Source organism: Streptococcus sp. Marseille-Q6379, from assembly GCF_965119505.1.
In genome coordinates this window covers 1-19,670 of sequence record NZ_CBCPLV010000001.1, presented here as the reverse complement: position 1 = coordinate 19,670, position 19,670 = coordinate 1, and the positions used below count along the sequence as shown (strand labels likewise).

General features: G+C 41.0%; 13 protein-coding genes, 1 tRNA gene and 2 rRNA genes. All 16 read right to left on the bottom strand.

Going from position 1 to position 19,670, the window contains the following annotated elements; translation table 11 throughout:
- Window positions 1–82: 82 nt before the first annotated feature.
- Window positions 83–2,982, bottom strand: a 23S ribosomal RNA gene (locus ACWPVZ_RS00080).
- Between the two features lie 146 nt (window positions 2,983–3,128).
- Window positions 3,129–3,201, bottom strand: a tRNA-Ala gene (locus ACWPVZ_RS00075).
- 54 nt (window positions 3,202–3,255) lie between these two features.
- Window positions 3,256–4,803, bottom strand: a 16S ribosomal RNA gene (locus ACWPVZ_RS00070).
- Together the 16S and 23S rRNA genes with 1 tRNA gene alongside form the textbook arrangement of a ribosomal RNA operon.
- Before the next feature lie 366 nt (window positions 4,804–5,169).
- The gene (gene ftsH, locus ACWPVZ_RS00065; protein WP_060972111.1) at window positions 5,170–7,149 is read right to left on the bottom strand and encodes an ATP-dependent zinc metalloprotease FtsH; all 1,980 of its coding nucleotides are present in this window, start codon (window positions 7,147–7,149) and stop codon (window positions 5,170–5,172) included.
- 19 nt (window positions 7,150–7,168) lie between these two features.
- Window positions 7,169–7,711, bottom strand: a complete 543-nt coding sequence (gene hpt, locus ACWPVZ_RS00060) for a hypoxanthine phosphoribosyltransferase (protein ID WP_002883962.1) — start codon at window positions 7,709–7,711, stop codon at window positions 7,169–7,171.
- A gap of 81 nt (window positions 7,712–7,792) precedes the next feature.
- Complete coding sequence (gene tilS, locus ACWPVZ_RS00055; protein WP_060972110.1) at window positions 7,793–9,058, bottom strand: tRNA lysidine(34) synthetase TilS; 1,266 nt, start codon at window positions 9,056–9,058, stop codon at window positions 7,793–7,795.
- Entirely contained in the window at window positions 9,058–10,350 is a 1,293-nt protein-coding gene (locus ACWPVZ_RS00050; protein WP_454380441.1) for a serine hydrolase, read from the bottom strand. The genes tilS and ACWPVZ_RS00050 overlap by 1 nt, the downstream gene beginning before the upstream one ends.
- Window positions 10,347–10,478: an SP_0009 family protein gene (locus ACWPVZ_RS00045; protein WP_060972108.1), complete on the bottom strand. Its 132-nt coding sequence runs from the start codon at window positions 10,476–10,478 to the stop codon at window positions 10,347–10,349. Before ACWPVZ_RS00045 ends, ACWPVZ_RS00050 begins: the two co-directional genes overlap by 4 nt.
- Window positions 10,478–10,849 carry an FtsB family cell division protein gene (locus ACWPVZ_RS00040; protein ID WP_002886276.1) on the bottom strand — a complete coding sequence of 124 codons (372 nt, stop codon included), beginning with the start codon at window positions 10,847–10,849 and terminating at the stop codon, window positions 10,478–10,480. The genes ACWPVZ_RS00045 and ACWPVZ_RS00040 overlap by 1 nt, the downstream gene beginning before the upstream one ends.
- Window positions 10,833–11,108, bottom strand: coding sequence for an RNA-binding S4 domain-containing protein (locus ACWPVZ_RS00035; protein WP_002883975.1), 276 nt, complete (start codon window positions 11,106–11,108; stop codon window positions 10,833–10,835). The genes ACWPVZ_RS00040 and ACWPVZ_RS00035 overlap by 17 nt, the downstream gene beginning before the upstream one ends.
- A gap of 196 nt (window positions 11,109–11,304) precedes the next feature.
- Complete coding sequence (gene mfd, locus ACWPVZ_RS00030; RefSeq protein WP_414341109.1) at window positions 11,305–14,811, bottom strand: transcription-repair coupling factor; 3,507 nt, start codon at window positions 14,809–14,811, stop codon at window positions 11,305–11,307.
- Complete coding sequence (gene pth / locus ACWPVZ_RS00025; RefSeq protein WP_037597255.1) at window positions 14,804–15,373, bottom strand: aminoacyl-tRNA hydrolase; 570 nt, start codon at window positions 15,371–15,373, stop codon at window positions 14,804–14,806. The genes mfd and pth overlap by 8 nt, the downstream gene beginning before the upstream one ends.
- 72 nt (window positions 15,374–15,445) lie before the next feature.
- On the bottom strand, window positions 15,446–16,561 hold the full coding sequence (ychF, locus tag ACWPVZ_RS00020) for a redox-regulated ATPase YchF (RefSeq protein WP_002883967.1): 1,116 nt from the start codon (window positions 16,559–16,561) through the stop codon (window positions 15,446–15,448).
- 209 nt (window positions 16,562–16,770) lie between these two features.
- Window positions 16,771–16,962 carry a DUF951 domain-containing protein gene (locus ACWPVZ_RS00015; RefSeq protein WP_037599384.1) on the bottom strand — a complete coding sequence of 64 codons (192 nt, stop codon included), beginning with the start codon at window positions 16,960–16,962 and terminating at the stop codon, window positions 16,771–16,773.
- A 51-nt stretch (window positions 16,963–17,013) separates the two neighbouring features.
- A complete protein-coding gene (gene dnaN, locus ACWPVZ_RS00010) occupies window positions 17,014–18,150 on the bottom strand; it encodes a DNA polymerase III subunit beta (protein WP_002883965.1) in 1,137 nt (378 codons plus the stop codon).
- A 155-nt stretch (window positions 18,151–18,305) separates the two neighbouring features.
- A complete protein-coding gene (dnaA, locus tag ACWPVZ_RS00005; protein WP_414341110.1) occupies window positions 18,306–19,670 on the bottom strand; it encodes a chromosomal replication initiator protein DnaA in 1,365 nt (454 codons plus the stop codon).

Here is a 19,670-nt window from a genome sequence, read left to right as displayed (position 1 = left end):
TCTGAGTATTCTCAACTCAAAATTGAACATCTATACTGTATCAAGAAACCAAATCGTTGTCAATATGTCTCAGTTACTTTCTTTGGATAAGTCCTCGAGCTATTAGTATTAGTCCGCTACATGTGTCACCACACTTCCACTTCTAACCTATCAACCTGATCATCTCTCAGGGCTCTTACTGATATAAAATCATGGGAAATCTCATCTTGAGGTGGGCTTCACACTTAGATGCTTTCAGCGTTTATCCCTTCCCTACATAGCTACCCAGCGATGCTCTTGGCAGAACAACTGGTACACCAGCGGTAAGTCCACTCTGGTCCTCTCGTACTAGGAGCAGATCCTCTCAAATTTCCTACGCCCGCGACGGATAGGGACCGAACTGTCTCACGACGTTCTGAACCCAGCTCGCGTGCCGCTTTAATGGGCGAACAGCCCAACCCTTGGGACCGACTACAGCCCCAGGATGCGACGAGCCGACATCGAGGTGCCAAACCTCCCCGTCGATGTGAACTCTTGGGGGAGATAAGCCTGTTATCCCCAGGGTAGCTTTTATCCGTTGAGCGATGGCCCTTCCATGCGGAACCACCGGATCACTAAGCCCGACTTTCGTCCCTGCTCGAGTTGTAGCTCTCGCAGTCAAGCTCCCTTATACCTTTACACTCTGCGAATGATTTCCAACCATTCTGAGGGAACCTTTGGGCGCCTCCGTTACCTTTTAGGAGGCGACCGCCCCAGTCAAACTGCCCGTCAGACACTGTCTCCGATAGGGATAACCTATCTGGGTTAGAGTAGCCATAACACAAGGGTAGTATCCCAACAACGCCTCACTCGAAACTGGCGTCCCGAGGTCATAGGCTCCTACCTATCCTGTACATGTGGTACAGATACTCAATATCAAACTGCAGTAAAGCTCCATGGGGTCTTTCCGTCCTGTCGCGGGTAACCTGCATCTTCACAGGTACTAAAATTTCACCGAGTCTCTCGTTGAGACAGTGCCCAAATCATTACGCCTTTCGTGCGGGTCGGAACTTACCCGACAAGGAATTTCGCTACCTTAGGACCGTTATAGTTACGGCCGCCGTTTACTGGGGCTTCAATTCATACCTTCGCTTACGCTAAGCACTCCTCTTAACCTTCCAGCACCGGGCAGGCGTCACCCCCTATACATCATCTTACGATTTAGCAGAGAGCTGTGTTTTTGATAAACAGTTGCTTGGGCCTATTCACTGCGGCTGACCATAAGTCAGCGCCCCTTCTCCCGAAGTTACGGGGCCATTTTGCCGAGTTCCTTAACGAGAGTTCTCTCGCTCACCTGAGGCTACTCGCCTCGACTACCTGTGTCGGTTTGCGGTACGGGTAGAGTATAATTAACGCTAGAAGCTTTTCTCGGCAGTGTGACATCACTAACTTCGCTACTAAACTTCGCTCCCCATCACAGCTCAATGTTATAGATATAAGCATTTGACTCATATCACACCTCACTGCTTGGCCAGACACTTCCAATCGTCTGGTTTAGTTAGCCTACTGCGTCCCTCCATCACTATATACTCTAGTACAGGAATATCAACCTGTTGTCCATCGGATACACCTTTCGGTCTCTCCTTAGGTCCCGACTAACCCAGGGCGGACGAGCCTTCCCCTGGAAACCTTAGTCTTACGGTGGACAGGATTCTCACCTGTCTTTCGCTACTCATACCGGCATTCTCACTTCTATGCGCTCCAGCACTCCTCACGGTACACCTTCTTCGCACATAGAACGCTCTCCTACCATACCTATAAAGGTATCCACAGCTTCGGTAATATGTTTTAGCCCCGGTACATTTTCGGCGCAGGGTCACTCGACTAGTGAGCTATTACGCACTCTTTGAATGAATAGCTGCTTCTAAGCTAACATCCTAGTTGTCTGTGCAACCCCACATCCTTTTCCACTTAACATATATTTTGGGACCTTAGCTGGTGGTCTGGGCTGTTTCCCTTTCGACTACGGATCTTAGCACTCGCAGTCTGACTGCCGATTATATCTCGTTGGCATTCGGAGTTTATCTGAGATTGGTAATCCGGGATGGACCCCTCACCCAAACAGTGCTCTACCTCCAAGAGACTTAACATCGACGCTAGCCCTAAAGCTATTTCGGAGAGAACCAGCTATCTCCAAGTTCGTTTGGAATTTCTCCGCTACCCACAAGTCATCCAAGCACTTTTCAACGTGCCCTGGTTCGGTCCTCCAGTGAGTTTTACCTCACCTTCAACCTGCTCATGGGTAGGTCACATGGTTTCGGGTCTACGACATGATACTAATGCGCCCTATTAAGACTCGGTTTCCCTACGGCTCCGTCTCTTCAACTTAACCTCGCATCATATCGTAACTCGCCGGTTCATTCTACAAAAGGCACGCTCTCACCCATTAACGGGCTCGAACTTGTTGTAGGCACACGGTTTCAGGTTCTATTTCACTCCCCTCCCGGGGTGCTTTTCACCTTTCCCTCACGGTACTGGTTCACTATCGGTCACTAGAGAGTATTTAGGGTTGGGAGATGGTCCTCCCAGATTCCGACGAGATTTCTCGTGTCTCGCCGTACTCAGGATACTGCTAGGCATAAAGACTATTTCGAATACGAGGCTATTACTCTCTTTGGCCTACCTTCCCAGGTAGTTCTTCTATAATCTTTAAGTCCACGTTGCAGTCCTACAACCCCGAAGAGTAAACTCTTCGGTTTGCCCTCTTGCCGTTTCGCTCGCCGCTACTAAGGCAATCGCTTTTGCTTTCTCTTCCTGCAGCTACTTAGATGTTTCAGTTCACTGCGTCTTCCTCTACATTACCTTAACAGTAATGAGTGACAGGCATTACCTGCCGGGTTCCCCCATTCGGACATCTCTGGATCATTGCTCACTTACAGCTCCCCAAAGCATTTCGTCGTTAGTCACGTCCTTCATCGGCTTCTAGTGCCAAGGCATCCACCGTGCGCCCTTATTAACTTAACCTTATTTTGGTCTTGCGACCTAACTCATTAAATATTCACAGCGTTTCGGTTTATTTTCTTGTTACTATCTATATGTAATTAATTACATATGGAATTTGATATAGATATTCAATTTTCAATGGACAATACTTGAATCTTTCGATTCAATGGAGCCTAGCGGGATCGAACCGCTGACCTCCTGCGTGCAAAGCAGGCGCTCTCCCAGCTGAGCTAAGGCCCCACAAGACCTCTCAAAACTAAATAAGAAACTCAAGTGCATTCCGTTTTTCCTTAGAAAGGAGGTGATCCAGCCGCACCTTCCGATACGGCTACCTTGTTACGACTTCACCCCAATCATCTATCCCACCTTAGGCGGCTGGCTCCAAAAGGTTACCTCACCGACTTCGGGTGTTACAAACTCTCGTGGTGTGACGGGCGGTGTGTACAAGGCCCGGGAACGTATTCACCGCGGCGTGCTGATCCGCGATTACTAGCGATTCCGACTTCATGTAGGCGAGTTGCAGCCTACAATCCGAACTGAGATTGGCTTTAAGAGATTAGCTTGCCGTCACCGACTCGCAACTCGTTGTACCAACCATTGTAGCACGTGTGTAGCCCAGGTCATAAGGGGCATGATGATTTGACGTCATCCCCACCTTCCTCCGGTTTATTACCGGCAGTCTCGCTAGAGTGCCCAACTGAATGATGGCAACTAACAATAGGGGTTGCGCTCGTTGCGGGACTTAACCCAACATCTCACGACACGAGCTGACGACAACCATGCACCACCTGTCACCGATGTACCGAAGTAACTTTCTATCTCTAGAAATAGCATCGGGATGTCAAGACCTGGTAAGGTTCTTCGCGTTGCTTCGAATTAAACCACATGCTCCACCGCTTGTGCGGGCCCCCGTCAATTCCTTTGAGTTTCAACCTTGCGGTCGTACTCCCCAGGCGGAGTGCTTAATGCGTTAGCTGCGGCACTGAATCCCGGAAAGGATCCAACACCTAGCACTCATCGTTTACGGCGTGGACTACCAGGGTATCTAATCCTGTTCGCTCCCCACGCTTTCGAGCCTCAGCGTCAGTTACAGACCAGAGAGCCGCTTTCGCCACCGGTGTTCCTCCATATATCTACGCATTTCACCGCTACACATGGAATTCCACTCTCCCCTTCTGCACTCAAGTTTGACAGTTTCCAAAGCGAACTATGGTTGAGCCACAGCCTTTAACTTCAGACTTATCAAACCGCCTGCGCTCGCTTTACGCCCAATAAATCCGGACAACGCTCGGGACCTACGTATTACCGCGGCTGCTGGCACGTAGTTAGCCGTCCCTTTCTGGTAAGCTACCGTCACAGTGTGAACTTTCCACTCTCACACTCGTTCTTGACTTACAACAGAGCTTTACGATCCGAAAACCTTCTTCACTCACGCGGCGTTGCTCGGTCAGGGTTGCCCCCATTGCCGAAGATTCCCTACTGCTGCCTCCCGTAGGAGTCTGGGCCGTGTCTCAGTCCCAGTGTGGCCGATCACCCTCTCAGGTCGGCTATGTATCGTCGCCTAGGTGAGCCGTTACCTCACCTACTAGCTAATACAACGCAGGTCCATCTTGTAGTGGAGCAATTGCCCCTTTCAAATAAATGACATGTGTCACCCATTGTTATGCGGTATTAGCTATCGTTTCCAATAGTTATCCCCCGCTACAAGGCAGGTTACCTACGCGTTACTCACCCGTTCGCAACTCATCCAAGAAGAGCAAGCTCCTCTCTTCAGCGTTCTACTTGCATGTATTAGGCACGCCGCCAGCGTTCGTCCTGAGCCAGGATCAAACTCTCATTAAAATCTTTAATAATTGTTCGAGCGTTAACTCATTTCCGTCATCTGACGATTTATTCTTGTAAATTGACAGGTTATAATTTCTTCTATCATAACCCTGCACTTGGTTTCTTATTCAGTTCTCAAAGGTCTTTGTCTCTCTTGAGACAACTCCTATATTCTAGCAAATCTAGAGTAGCTTGTCAACACTTTTTTTCGAAGTTTTTTTCACTTCTTGGTGTTCGCCGCCTCTTCCGAAACAGCTTATTTATAATATCATCTCTGACTTATCTTGTCAACAATTTGCAGTGATTTTAATTTTCTTTTTTTATAATGCTTTTTAATGGTATTTCTTCTCTCGATTTTACTTAAAAAAAGAAGAGTAGAACTCCTTACTCTTCTTCATCTTTATTTTTATTTTCAATTCTTTCTTTGACTTCATCGTAAGATAGGGCATGGTTATCTTCTTCTGAGTCTCCAAGAGAATACACCGGCATCTTACCAGTCTCATAAATTGACTTGATTTGTGCAGCATCAAGTGTTTCATACTTAAGCAAAGCTTCTGCAATGAGAGCATGTGTTTCTCGGTTTGCATTGATAATTTCAGCCGCTTTATCGTGTGCCTCAACTAAAAGTGACCGAATTTCTTCGTCAATAAGTTGAGCTGTATGAGCTGAGTAAGACTTATCTGTCGTAAATTGTCCTGGATTCATCGCATGATTACCCTCATATTGGACTGGTCCAAGTTTTTCGCTCATACCATATTCAGTAACCATTGCACGTGCCAGCTGTGTTGCTTGCTCAAAGTCATTTGAAGCACCTGAGGTTTGAACGTTGAAAATAATTTCTTCTGCAACGCGTCCACCCATAAGGCCTGCCAATTGTTCTTTTAGCTCATCTTTAGATGACAACATCTGATCCTCTTTTGGTAGAGAAATCATATAACCACCTGCTCGACCTCGTGGAACAATAGTAACCTTGTGAACATCACGAGCGCTAGAAAGTGTTAAACCAACAATTGTATGACCTGCTTCATGGTAAGCCACAACTTTACGTTCATGTTCTGAAACTTGGCGGTCTTTCTTAGATGGTCCGGCAATAACACGATCCTCTGCTTCATCGATATCACTAGCATCAATTCTAGTCTTACTACGTCGTGCTGCAACTAGAGCTGCCTCATTCAAGACATTCTCTAAGTCGGCTCCGACAAAACCTGGAGTTTGTTGAGCCACAACCTTAAGATCAACATCTTCAGCCAATGGTTTATTTTTGGCATGAACTTTCAAGATAGCTTCTCGGCCTTTTACATCTGGGCGACCGACAAGAACTTTACGGTCAAAACGTCCTGGACGTAGGAGGGCTGGGTCAAGAACATCACTACGGTTGGTTGCAGCAATGACAATGATATTCTCATTTCCATCAAAACCATCCATTTCAATCAACAGTTGGTTAAGGGTTTGTTCGCGTTCGTCGTTACCACCGCCCATTCCAGTACCACGACGACGCCCAACCGCATCGATTTCATCAATAAAGATAATAGCACGTTCAGCCTTTTTAGCGTCTTCAAAAAGACTACGAACACGACTTGCTCCGACACCGACAAACATCTCTACAAAGTCAGAACCTGAGATACTAAAGAAAGGAACATCTGCTTCACCAGCTACAGCTTTAGCAAGAAGAGTTTTACCTGTCCCTGGAGGACCTTCAAGGAGGACACCTTTAGGGATACGTGCACCAAGTGCTTTATATTTACGTGGATTTTTGAGGAAATCTACGACTTCTACAAGTTCTTCTTTTTCTTCTTCCGCACCAGCCACATCTGTGAAACGAACTTTAATATTCTCTTTTGATTGAGTCTTAGCACGGTTGCGGCCAAAATTCATTGCACCGCGGTTACCGCCTTGATTCATCATGAAGAGGAAGAAAATAGCAATCCCAATCAAAGGTAGGTAACTAAAAAGATATGAAATCCAAGCACCACTTGAACTTTCACGTATCATTTTAACATTAACATCAGCTGCTTCTGATGCTGATTGCAATTTCTGCATGGTTGTTTCATTCTGCAGCACAGTCGATGTAAAGCTACGTGTCTCTGATGATGCACTACCTAAAAATGGTAGACTAAGGTCAGTATCAACCTTCTCAGCCTTTTTGTAGCTACCTTTAACTTCAATGATACTACCGTCTGGCTGATAAGTGATAGATTTTACCTTACCATCTTCAATTTTCTTAACCAACTGTGTGTAAGACAATTGTTGACTTGGGCTTTGGCTTCCTCCTGCAAAGTATTGTACTCCAGTTACAACCGCAATAATAACTATGATGTAGAGAAAAGCATTCCGTAAGAAGCCATTATTATTTTTATTATTCATAAATTAATTAGACCTTTACTTATTTTGTATAAATTTCTTCTTTTAGGACACCGACATAAGGGAGGTTACGGTATTTTTCATCATAGTCTAGTCCGAAACCAACGATAAATTCATTAGGGACATCATAACATACGTAATCTGCCTCAATATCAACAACACGACCCTCTGGTTTATCAAAAAGAGTTGCGATTTTGACTGAATTGGCTTTACGGTACTTGAACATATCTCGAAGATAAAGGAGCGTACGACCTGTATCAATGATATCTTCAATAAAGATGATGTCTCGTCCTTCAACATTAGTGTCAACATCTTTAAGAATCTTTACTTCACCACTGCTGACAGTTCCGCCACCATAACTTGAAACGACCATAAAGTCCATCTCAATATGGGTATCAATATGTTTGATAAGTTCTGCCATAAATGGAACAGCACCTTTCAAAACACAGACTAGAAGAGGATTTTTCCCCGCATAATCCTCTGTCAGTTGTTGTCCTAGTTCTTTAGTTTTAGCTACGATATCCTCTTGGGAAAAGAGGACTTTTTTAATGTCTTTTTCTAACATTTGGGTTCCCTTTCTCGAAGTCAATATTCTGTTATTATACCACTTTTACTTCAATCATCGTTATTTGAACATGGTATTTGATTAGAAATTCTTATAAATGACTACAGTGCCATAAAGTATAGCATTTTCAGGTCTTTTTTTCAAATAGAGACGCCCAGCAACATAAAGAAAAATAATATGACCATCTTGTTCTCCTACAATGGCTTTTTGACGATCCTTCTCTAAAATCTTATTGTCTATAAACAGTCGTCTTAATTTTTTATGGTGACTACCAAGGTCAATCCTATCGCCTTCTTTTCTATGGCGAATCACTATTGGGGCATCTGACCAAATACTAATAGTATCTGTGTTAGAAACGTCATTGAATTCTGAAAAAGTCAAGGTATAATCCTCAAACTCAACAGATTTTCCAAATTCTAAGAGACAAGGAGGCGATAAAGAAATAGACGCTTCTTTCCTTATCAAGAAATATGTCTGTGTTTTTACTAGTTCATAACCGTTTTTTAGGGGCATCTTTCCTGAAGCGTTTTTCCTTAGATAACTTATCAATTGATTAAATTGGCCTTTAGAAAGCTGTAAATCAGGAAAGGAGTCTAAATAATTCTGAAGAAGAAAGAGCTGGACAGCATCTGACTGTTGCTGAAAAACAGATAGATCAGTGATACTAATATCCTTTGTTAACTCTCCTAGAGCTTGCTCCAGAAGACCAATCTCCTCGGCTAAAAGACAAAGGTGCTCCTTAAATTTAGGATTTTCCTGAGATAAAGTAGGAAGATAGGACAGTCTGATGCGATTCCGAAGGTAGGCTAGTGAAGTATTACTCCTATCCTCAAAATGGAAAGTTACGGGAAGCTGAGCTTTCGTAAGATGCAAAAAGGGACGAATAATCTGACCAGTGCCAAATGGTCTGATAGCTGAAATTCCTGTCAGGTGTCTTAAACGACTTCCTCTCAACAGTCTCATAAAAATTGTCTCTGCCTGATCATCTGCATGATGGGCTGTTACAAGAGCAGAGTAATCATAATCTTTCATGACCTGCTTAAAAAACTCATAGCGAAAGGTACGGGCAGCATTTTCTGAAAACTTTCCTGAGAATGCACTATAGTGAAAAGGGACCTTGTGTTCCTCTGCCCAATGACGTAAATACGCTTCTTCATGCTCCGACTCTTGTCGTTGTTTATGATTAACGTGAGCAATCCCCAACTGAATATCCAAATCTTTTTGATGGTTATACAAAAAGTGCAGCAAACTCATAGAGTCTGCTCCACCTGATACTGCTACTAAAATTTTCTTGTGCCGGTTAAAATAACCCTTGGCTTGCATCATTTGCAACAATTTTTGTGTCATTATTTCAAAATTCCATAAACATCATCTGCAATTGAGGTGATTTTGTCATAGCCTTCTTTATCCGTAAAAATCGATAAAATAAAGGGAGAATCTGCATAAACAATAGCGACATCATGTTTAAAGTCGTAGGCATCCCCTATTTTATGTGCAACAGGGACATCAATGTTTTTGGAAATACGTTCGCCATCATAGTCCGTGCTTGAAAGATAATTGATAATATCTCCATTTTGTCTATAAACAGCCTCCATCAAAGTACCTGCGGCTCTAGCAGTCAACTCCTTTTTATCCATATTCCACGAGGTCCCTGCGGCTTTATCTACTGATTTTTGGAAGGCTTTATCATACTGATTGGCTACATAATAACCTAATATATTTGTCGCTACATTATCTGAGTTTTGGGCTACAGCCTTCAACAGATTTTCTAAGCTATAATTTTTATCATCAGGTATCTTACTAATCTTTCCAGAACCATCTGGATCATAGGCACCTGGAAAACTATTTACAGCAGAGGTATATTGATACTCATCTGATAATGATAATTTCTTTTGAGACAGACGTTCCTGTGCATAATAGAGTACTCCTAGCTTGGCTACGCTAGCCGCATACATGCTTTTTTCGTCATTGATAGCAGCTACTCGGTTCGTATCAAGCTGTTTAACATAAACTGAGATGCGCTCTTGATTGTTATACTTCTCATTAAGGACTTTTTGAACAGACTCGATGCGATTATCAGTCGTTGATAAATCAGAAGCGTTAATCCACCCCTCTCCGTCTACTAAATAGTAGGTCCCTGCATGCGTCTGAGCTGCTTGGCTAACCTTAATAGGTTTGAAACTAGCGAGTTTAGAGTCAGCTTTTTCAGTTCCTAACACGTAAGGTTCTTTGTATACCGTTAAACCATCTTTAGTCCAGAAGGTCATATCTACTGGTTTTTGATTATAGATACTATCATCCACAATTGATTTCTGACTAGCGGCTACATAATCACCATCTTGAAGTTGGAAAACAGGTTCACCTTTTGCGTTCCAAAAAATAGCAGAAATCGATAGTTTGGTATCCGCTTGGATACTGGTTTTAAATTCGGTTAATTCCTTGTTCTTATAAGTTAGGATATTTGTTATCGTTCTTGGATTTTTAGGAATCTGTTTAAATTGAGTCAAACTAGCTGTAGTATTTTGAGTTAATTTTTGGACCTGTTTTGGGGTCAGAGTTAGCTCCTTCTCCATAGGAAGTAGGACTAGAGGGCTAGAAGATACAAGCACAACAGTTGCAGCTATTAAGAGCTTTTTCATGCTTGCTTCTTCACCTCCTCTTTCCTCGGTAATTCCGTTTTAAGTTGCTGATTTTTTGCTGATAGTTCCTCTAACTTGGCTTCTGAATAGGTTAAAAAAGTTTCTACAGTTTTTAGTAAATCTTTCATTAGGGTAATAAGCTTGGTACAGGATAGATTGACTCTCCTTCACGTGAATAATAGTACTTAGCACGCGCATATTTCTCAGCGAAAGCATCATCCTTAAGTTTCTTAGCCAAATCCTTTCGTTCCTTTGTCTGATCTGACAATTTATCATAGTCTTTCTGAAGCGACAAGACTTCCTTCTCTTGCTGCTTGATATTCATATAGGTCTCAACCAGATTGTAGGTTGGCAAGATGAAGAGTAAAACAACCACAAAGAGAATCCACCCCATAAAGCGATTCCTTTGCTCGTGTTCGGCACGCTCTAATCGTTGCTCTTGATTGGCATTATCAATGTAATCATTCGTAAGCTGTACAATATTAGGCTTCTTGCTCATCTGCTTCAATCCTTGTTTCACTTATAATCTCGTACATTTTTGCCGCATCTTCTTTTTTCGTACTATCTTTCATTTCTAGAACACGGACAGTCAAGAGTTTATTTCCAAAACGAACTTCCACTTGGTCACCAATTTTTAAATCTGTAGATGACTTAGCGAGTACACCATTTACTTTTATACGCCCTTTATCAGCCACTTCTTTAGCAACTGGACGGCGTTTGATAATTCGTGATACTTTTAAATATTTGTCTAATCTCAATGTTACTGTTTCCTTTTCGTTAGGATATCTCTTCTATGATAGCATTTTTTTGAGAAAATAGGGGACTAAAGCCTTTTCAAGTACAAAAATAAGAGGATCGACACTAGTCGACCCTCTCAGGAGATTTATGAAAAAGAAAAGTTTTAGGATGTTTTTAGGATGTTTTATAGTATAGAGAGACTTACTTAAACTTTCCTTAAGCTTCTTTTTTTTCTTTACGTTCTTTGATTTCCATAAATGTCTGTCCAAAAATCTTTAATTCTTCAAGAATTTCATAGTCTTTCTTGTTACGAACATCAAAAGTAATCTCTACTTTCCCCTGGTTATCACTGATTTTTGCTTTTAAATGCGTTTTAGAGATGGCTTCGAAATAATCTTGAGTCAAGAAGAATTTGAGAGAGGCTTTTTCGAAACGAACAATAATAGTATCGTTCTTACGCTCGACTAATTCTGCAAAGGCAGCATCCAAATAAGCCTTAACCAGACCAATCTCAATGAGATAGGCAACTTGGTCTGGATATTCTCCAAAGCGGTCAATAAGCTCATCTTGAAGGTCTTGATAGTCTTTCTGATTCTCAATTTCTCGAATACGCTTATAAATTTCAATTTTTTGGCGCTCGTCAGAAATATAGTCAGAAGGGAGGTAAGCATCAATCTGAAGATTGAACTCTGCATTTCCTTTACGTCGAACTTGAGTTTTACCTTGACGTTTATTGATAGCCTCCTCCAAGAGTTGCGAGTACATTTCAAATCCGACTGAGTCGATGAAACCACTTTGAGAAGCGCCAAGAATGTTCCCTGCACCACGAATTGATAAATCACGCATGGCTATTTTGAAACCTGATCCCAGTTCTGTAAAGCCCTTAATAGCATCCAATCGCTTCTCAGAGACTTCCGTCAACACTTTGTCAGGACGATACATGAGATAGGCGTAAGCAATTCGATTACTACGTCCCACACGACCTCTCAACTGATAAAGGGTAGATAAGCCCATATGATCTGCATTCTCAATGAAGAGAGTATTAACATTGGAGATATCAATCCCTGTCTCGATAATGGTCGTTGCTACCAATACATCGTAATCACCATTCAAGAAATCCAAGAGGGTATTCTCCAACATAACCTCACTCATCTGACCATGAACAAATCCGATACGTGCTTCAGGGACTAGCTCATGTAATTCAGAAACTTTTTGATCAATGGTTTCAACACGATTATAAACATAAAAAATCTGACCACCTCGGTCCATCTCTCTTAATATCGCTTCTCGAATAAGACCAGGATTGGTTTCCATAACATAAGTTTGAACTGGATAACGGTTGGTAGGGGCTGTCTCAATAATCGACAAATCACGAATACCTAACATAGACATATGAAGCGTACGAGGAATAGGTGTCGCAGTTAGAGTAAGGACATCAACCTTAGCTTTCAACTCCTTAAGTTTCTCTTTATGCTTCACGCCAAAACGTTGTTCTTCATCAATTACTAGCAAGCCTAAGTCAGAAAACTTAACATCTTTAGACAGTAGGCGGTGGGTACCAATAATAATATCAATACGCCCTTTAGCTAGATTTTCAATAGTCTCATTCTGCTCTTTTTTACTTCTAAAACGACTGAGTTCATCTACTTCAACGGCATGATTTTCAAAACGCTCTTTAAAATTCAAATAGTGCTGATGGGCAAGAACCGTTGTAGGAACTAGGATAGCAACTTGCTTTCCATCATTGACTGCCTTGAAGGCGGCACGCATAGCTACCTCTGTCTTACCAAAACCAACATCACCAACCAAGAGACGATCCATGGGTTTGTCTGACTCCATGTCTGCCTTAATTTCCTTGATAGAACGCAATTGATCTTCTGTCTCAGCATAGGCGAAATCATCCTCGAAATCCCTTTGGTTATCATCATCTGGTGAAAATGCAAAACCTTTAAGTTGACTGCGTTCGGCATAGAGTTTTAGGAGGTCATCAGCAATATCCTCTACTTGCTTACTTACTTTTTGTTTAGTCTTTTGGAAACGCCCATCATTGAGTTTATTAATTTTAGGCTCTTTCCCGTCCGCTGACACATACTTAGAGAGAATCTCAATCTGCTCAACAGGTAGAGAAATTGTTGCAGCATCCTGATATTGGATGGTCAAGTAGTCACGATGCACCCCTTTAATCTCAATAGTCTCGATACCTTTAAATTGTCCGATACCATGAGTCTGATGTACAACATAATCACCTTTTTCAAGCTCATTGTAATCTTTTAGACGCTCAGCATTGGAAACGTGACTGGCACGCGCACGACGTTTTACTTTTTTATGGAAAATCTCACGTTCAGTGACCAGAACAAGCTTTTCATCAGCAAAGTAAAAACCATTGGATAAGTTTCCTAGAACTAATTGAGGCTTATAAGGAATCAAATCTCCAAAACTACTAAGTGGTAAATCTAAATAATATTCTTCCAAGGTTTCCTTCAAAGATTTGAGTTGCTTTTCAGACCCCACTTGTAAAATAACTGTAGCCTTATTCTTGGTATAGCGATGTATTTCATCAACTAGAAGTGGAAACTGGTTAAAGAACTCCTGCATAGGGTATTGCGTGAATTGATACAACTTATCAAATTTAAGATTTCCCAAGCCCTTATGAAAATTCGAAAAGAAACTAGCTGGCTGATAGTTACGTAAAGTCTTAAATGAATCCACTAAGTAATTTAGATGACTCAGATACTTGCCTTGGTGAAGATCCTCAGTTAAAAGATTAGCCACCTCCAATTCAAGACGTCCATGGCGGTCCACTATCTTTTGAAAATCATCAATGAATACAGGAGTTCCCTTTGGAAGGTAGTCAAATAAGGTATAAGCCTTATCATAAAAGAGAGACAAAAACTTACGTAAATCTTTATGACGGTAGCCATCAATCGTAACCGACAGAACTTCCTCAAGGTAAGCCTTATGAGGACCTTCTGCCTTCGAGACCGCACTTTCTAGGGCCTTCTCAGCACGTTGGTAATCCTCTCTTGTTAAGATAATATCATCTGCTGGTGATACGATAACATGCTCTAAATTGTCTAAAGATTTCTGACTATCGCTATCAAACTGACGAATGCCATCAATCTCGTCTCCAAAAAATTCTAAACGGTAGGGGAGCTCTGAAGTCATTTCATAAATATCTAAAATGTCGCCCCTACGACTATACTCACCAGGTGAGAGAACTTGCTCCACTCTTTGGTATCCAATATGAGTCAGATGCTTACTTAGAGCCTCTAAATCATGTTCCTCCCCTAGTGTTAAGTCAATGCGAGAGTCTTTATAAACCTTAGGGTTAGGCAAATGTAACTTAGCACCAACTAAACTCGTGACCAAAACCCCACTGGCCTCTTTATCCATTAAAAAATTAAGACTTTCAAGACGAGAATGGGTCTTTTCAGGTGAAGCGAAGATAAACTCTGCAGCTACTACATCATCTGCAAAAAAAGAATAAACCTTATCCTCTCCTAAGATAGCTGACAAATCTCCTGTCAGTTGCTCAGCTTCATTTTGTGTTGAAGTAACTATTAAAATCTTAGGAACCTGCTCAGAAAGAGCAGATGCCATGACAACTGCCTTGCTGGAACCAGAAAATCCCATGACCAACTGCCTACTCAATAGGGTTACTTTATCACGCCACTCAAGCAAGTGATGATTCTTCTCAAAAAGATCTAATAGAGTATTAGCCATTATAACGCCTCATAGTGTCTTCGAAATCATTGGTTTTCAGGTAATGATTGAGGGCTGTCTCTACCTTGTCTAAAGTCAGTAAAATTGTGGCATAGTCGTCTTCACTAAATTTTCCAAGGACATGATTAACGACCGTCATTCCTTTCTGTGGGCGGCCAATACCAATTTTTATACGGTCAAACTCTTGAGTGCCAGTTTCAGCAATGATAGATTTAATACCATTATGACCACCCGCTGAACCTTTTTGACGAAAGCGCAATTTCCCAACTTCCATATCTAAGTCATCGTAAATGACGATAAAATCCTCCATGGGAATATTGTAATAAGCTAGTAATGCTCTAACAGCTAGGCCAGATAAATTCATAAAGGTTGTTGGTTTCACAAAATAAACCTTCTCACCATTTAAAAAGGTCGAAGCCACTTCAGCCTTAAAGGTCCTTTCTTCAGAAAAGGTTAATCCCAGTTCCTTAGCCATTAGGTCAATAGCCATAAAACCAACATTGTGACGTGTCTCATGGTATTTTGAACCAGGATTTCCCAAGCCAACTACTAATTTTGTCATTATTTCTCCTCTTTGATAAACAGCAAAAGGACTGAAAAATACTTTTCAGCCTTGTGCACTATTTTTTATTTTCTAAACGTTGAAACGGAATTCCATGATGTCGCCATCTTGGACAACGTATTCTTTTCCTTCTTCACGAAGGCGACCAGCTTCCTTAACAGCTTTCTCAGAACCATATTTAATGAGATCATCGTAAGACATGGTTACAGCACGGATAAAGCCTTTCTCGAAGTCAGAGTGGATAATTCCAGCTGCTTGTGGAGCCTTGATACCTCGTTTAAAGGTCCAAGCACGCACCTCTTTTTCACCAGCAGTGAAGTAAGTTCCAAGACCAAGCAAGTGATAGGCTGCGCGTGTCAGTTTATCAACTCCTGATTCTGTCAAACCAAGGTCTTCTAGGAACATCTCCTTATCTTCATCATCCAACTCAGAAATTTCTTCCTCAACACGTGCCGAGATAACAACTACTTCTGCATTTTCAGTCGCTGCAAACTCACGAATTTGCTTCACATAATCAATATCATCAGGATTTGCGACCTGATCTTCATCAACGTTAGCCACGTAAAGCACTGGTTTTGTTGTCAAGAGGAAGAGTCCCTTAACAATTTTTTGCTCTTCCTCAGTAAAATCAATCGTACGTGCAGACTTACCATCTTCTAGAACGGGTTTAATCTTTTGAAGAATGTTAAACTCTGCCACAGAATCTTTATCTTTTTGTGTACGCGCAATTTTTTCGACACGCGCATAACGTTTGTTAATTGATTCAAGGTCAGCCAAAATCAATTCTAGATTGATTGTATCAATATCAGCCATCGGATCTACAAAGGCATCCTCACGCCCTTGTTCACGCATAACGTTTTCATCATCGAAAGCACGAACCACATGGACAATCGCATCTACTTCACGAATGTTCGCCAAGAACTTATTTCCAAGACCTTCACCCTTTGATGCTCCTTTTACGATACCCGCAATATCTGTGAACTCAAATGTAGTTGGAACTGTCTTTTTAGGGGTAATAAGTTCAGTCAGTTTCGTCAAACGCTCATCTGGTACCTCAACCATACCTACGTTTGGATCAATTGTCGCGAAAGGATAGTTAGCAGCTTCCGCACCCGCTTTTGTAATTGCATTGAAAAGAGTTGATTTACCAACGTTTGGCAAACCGACGATACCTGCTGTTAAAGCCATTAATTTATTTCTCCATAAAAAAGTAATTCAGTTAATTATAACACAAAAATTGTTAAAAATAGGCAACTTCCCTTTGAGAATCATAAAAAGGAAAGCAAGGCAAAGAATGCTATAAAGAAGATGATTAGGGACTTTAGAAAGTCTTTATATTGCTAGTGAAGTAATTTTCTTAACATAAAACTCTCGTTATATAGTCTCTCCAACACCTGTTATAAAACCTTCTTAAGTTTCTTCTCGAAATCATGACGACTCATCATGACCACATGATCACAATTCGTACAACGAATCTTAATGTCAGCTCCAAGACGGATTACTTCCCATTCATTAGCTTTTTTTCCTGTTGCTTTGATAGTACAAGCATGTGGTTTTTTCATTTCAACTAAACTTCCAATTTGGTACATAAATTCCCTTTCTAGTAAAAAAGTTATCCACAGTGGATAACTTTTTCGATTTTAGTTTGTTCTTACAGGTGTAATCAATTGAATAAAATTCTCACTGTCATCTGCTGGCGTCAATGTAAATGGACGTACTGGTGAAATGAAACGTACACGGACAGTCTCACTCTTAAGAGCTTTCAAAGCATCTATTAGGTAGGTTGGATTGAAACTAATGACCAAATCACTACCTGAAACATCTTGCACGTCAATATCCTCATTCACCTTTCCGACTTCTGGCGAATTAACATGGGCACTGACACTACCATTAATGATTTCGAGTTTAACGGTACCACTTTGACTAGCATTAGAAATCAAATATGAACGTTCCATAGCAGAACGAAGGCTAGCAGTCTCAAAAACAACTTCTGTTTCAAATGAATCGGACAAGAGACGATTAGTGTCTGGATAATTTCCTTCAAGTAAACGTGTATAGAAAGAAATTGTTTCACTACGGAATAGAATTTGATTTGCTGAGAAGAAGACCTCTAAGTTTTCAATATCATCGCTAAAAACTGCCGACAATTCTTTAAGTGAGCGACTTGGGATTACGACATCAAAGTTATCTGCAGAATGCTCCAAAACAAGTTGACGTTGGCTCATTCGGTGAGAGTCAGTTGCTACAGCTTTGAGATCTTTATGATTTGAAAGAACAAAGTGAACTCCGGTTAAAATTGGACGACTTTCTTGAGTGCTTGCTGCAAATGAAGTTTCAGCAATGATAGATTTTAACACTTTTGTGTCCATGAGCAATGGTGTCAAGCTATCAACTTCCTGAATACGGGGATATTGTTCAACATCTTTCCCTTTTAAAGTAATTTCTGATTTACCACTCTTCAGTAAAACTTGGTATTGTTCGATTTCTTCAAAAGTAAGGGTAACATCAGGCAAGCTTGAGACAACATTAATGAAAAAGTTTGCTTCCAAAAGGATACTACCTGGCTGTGTAATTAATAGACCTGCATTTTCTTCCGAAACTGAGATACTATTTTCAATTGAGATTTGCCCATTTGATCCTGTCAAATAGATACCATCACTGGTAACTTCGATTTTAATCGTCGATAGAATTGGGATAGCATTTTTAGAAGAAATAGCACGGCGAGTCGTATGAAGTGCTTGTAAGAAATAAGCTTTATTAATCGCAAATTGAATCATGATGCTCCTTTATTTTTATTAGTATTATTTTAGTAGTAGTAGTAGGTCTTGTGGACATTGTGCATAAGTCTACAAAACATAGTTTTATCAAGGCTTTGAACTTGTGCACAGCCTGTGGGAAAGTTTGAATAATTTTTAATAGTTATCCACAAGTGTCATTTTATCTTGTTTTTGATGGTATCAATTTCAATGCGTAAACTGTCATCTTGGGCAATCATATTTTTGATTTTATTGTATGCATGTAAGACAGTTGAGTGGTCTCTTCCGCCAAATTCTTTTCCAATTTTTGGAAGGGAGTTATCAGTCATTTCACGCGCAAGATACATGGCTACCTGACGTGCCAAGACAATATTTTGTGTTCGTTTAGTTGCCTTAATTTCTTTTACAGTGACATTATAAAATTTCCCTACCTCAGTTTGGATATCCTCAATCGGAATAAGAGTTAACTTAGGACCATCCATTTTACGTGCGCGAATGGCTTCGGCAGCTACCTCAACTGTGATAGTATCTAACTGGCGAACATTGGCAACTAAGCTAATATCTTTTAAGGCTCCCTCCAAGTCACGGACATTTGAATCAAATTGGCCAGCTAAATACTCAATTGTTTCAGGAGGAAAATGATAATCATAGTCCATAATCTTATTAGTAAGAATGGCCACTCGCGTTTCAAAGTCAGGTGGTGTGATATTGACGGTTAACCCCCATTTAAAGCGCGTGACAAGACGCTCTTCCATCTCGTTCAGTTGATCTGGATTACGGTCGCTGGTCAGGACAATTTGTTTATTATTATTGTGAAGGACATTGAAAGTATTGAAGAATTCCTCTTGAGTGGCTTGCGTTGATTTTTTAGCCAATGATTGAATATCGTCAATTAAGAGAACGTCCAGATGACGATATTTAAGTTTTAGTTCGTCCATTTTATCTAAACGGATATGTACAACAAATTCATTAATGAAATTCTCTGCAGTAATGTATTTGATGCGTGCTTGAGGATTATCATGTAAGACCTTGTTTCCAATAGCATTGAGCAAGTGAGTTTTCCCGAGACCAGGTCCTCCGTAAATAAATAGAGGGTTATAAGTAGCTCCTGGTGAATCAGCTACAGCTAAAGATGCAGCAACTGACCAACGATTTTCATCCCCTTGGATAAAATTATCAAAGGTATACTTACTATTTAAGTCTGAGTCCAATGTAGGAAGAGCAGGGGTCTGCTGTTCCTTTTTATTACCAAAGTCATTATTTGCTACAGTTGAATTTGCCTCGTTTATGAGCGCTTCGTCAAAGACGTACTCAACTTTTATTTCACTATTATAGGCTTCAAAACCAGCCATCAAAATGAAAGATAGCATATTCTTTTCCCAGAATAGCTTTTTGACTTCTTCAAGCAGAATTGTAGCAACGTTATTTTGAACTTTGATGAGCTTGGTATCTAGGACATAATAATCAAAAGTGGCTTGTGTTAGTTCCTCTTTGGCCAGCTCTAAGAGCTTATTCCAAAAAAAATGCTCTTTTTCGGTCAT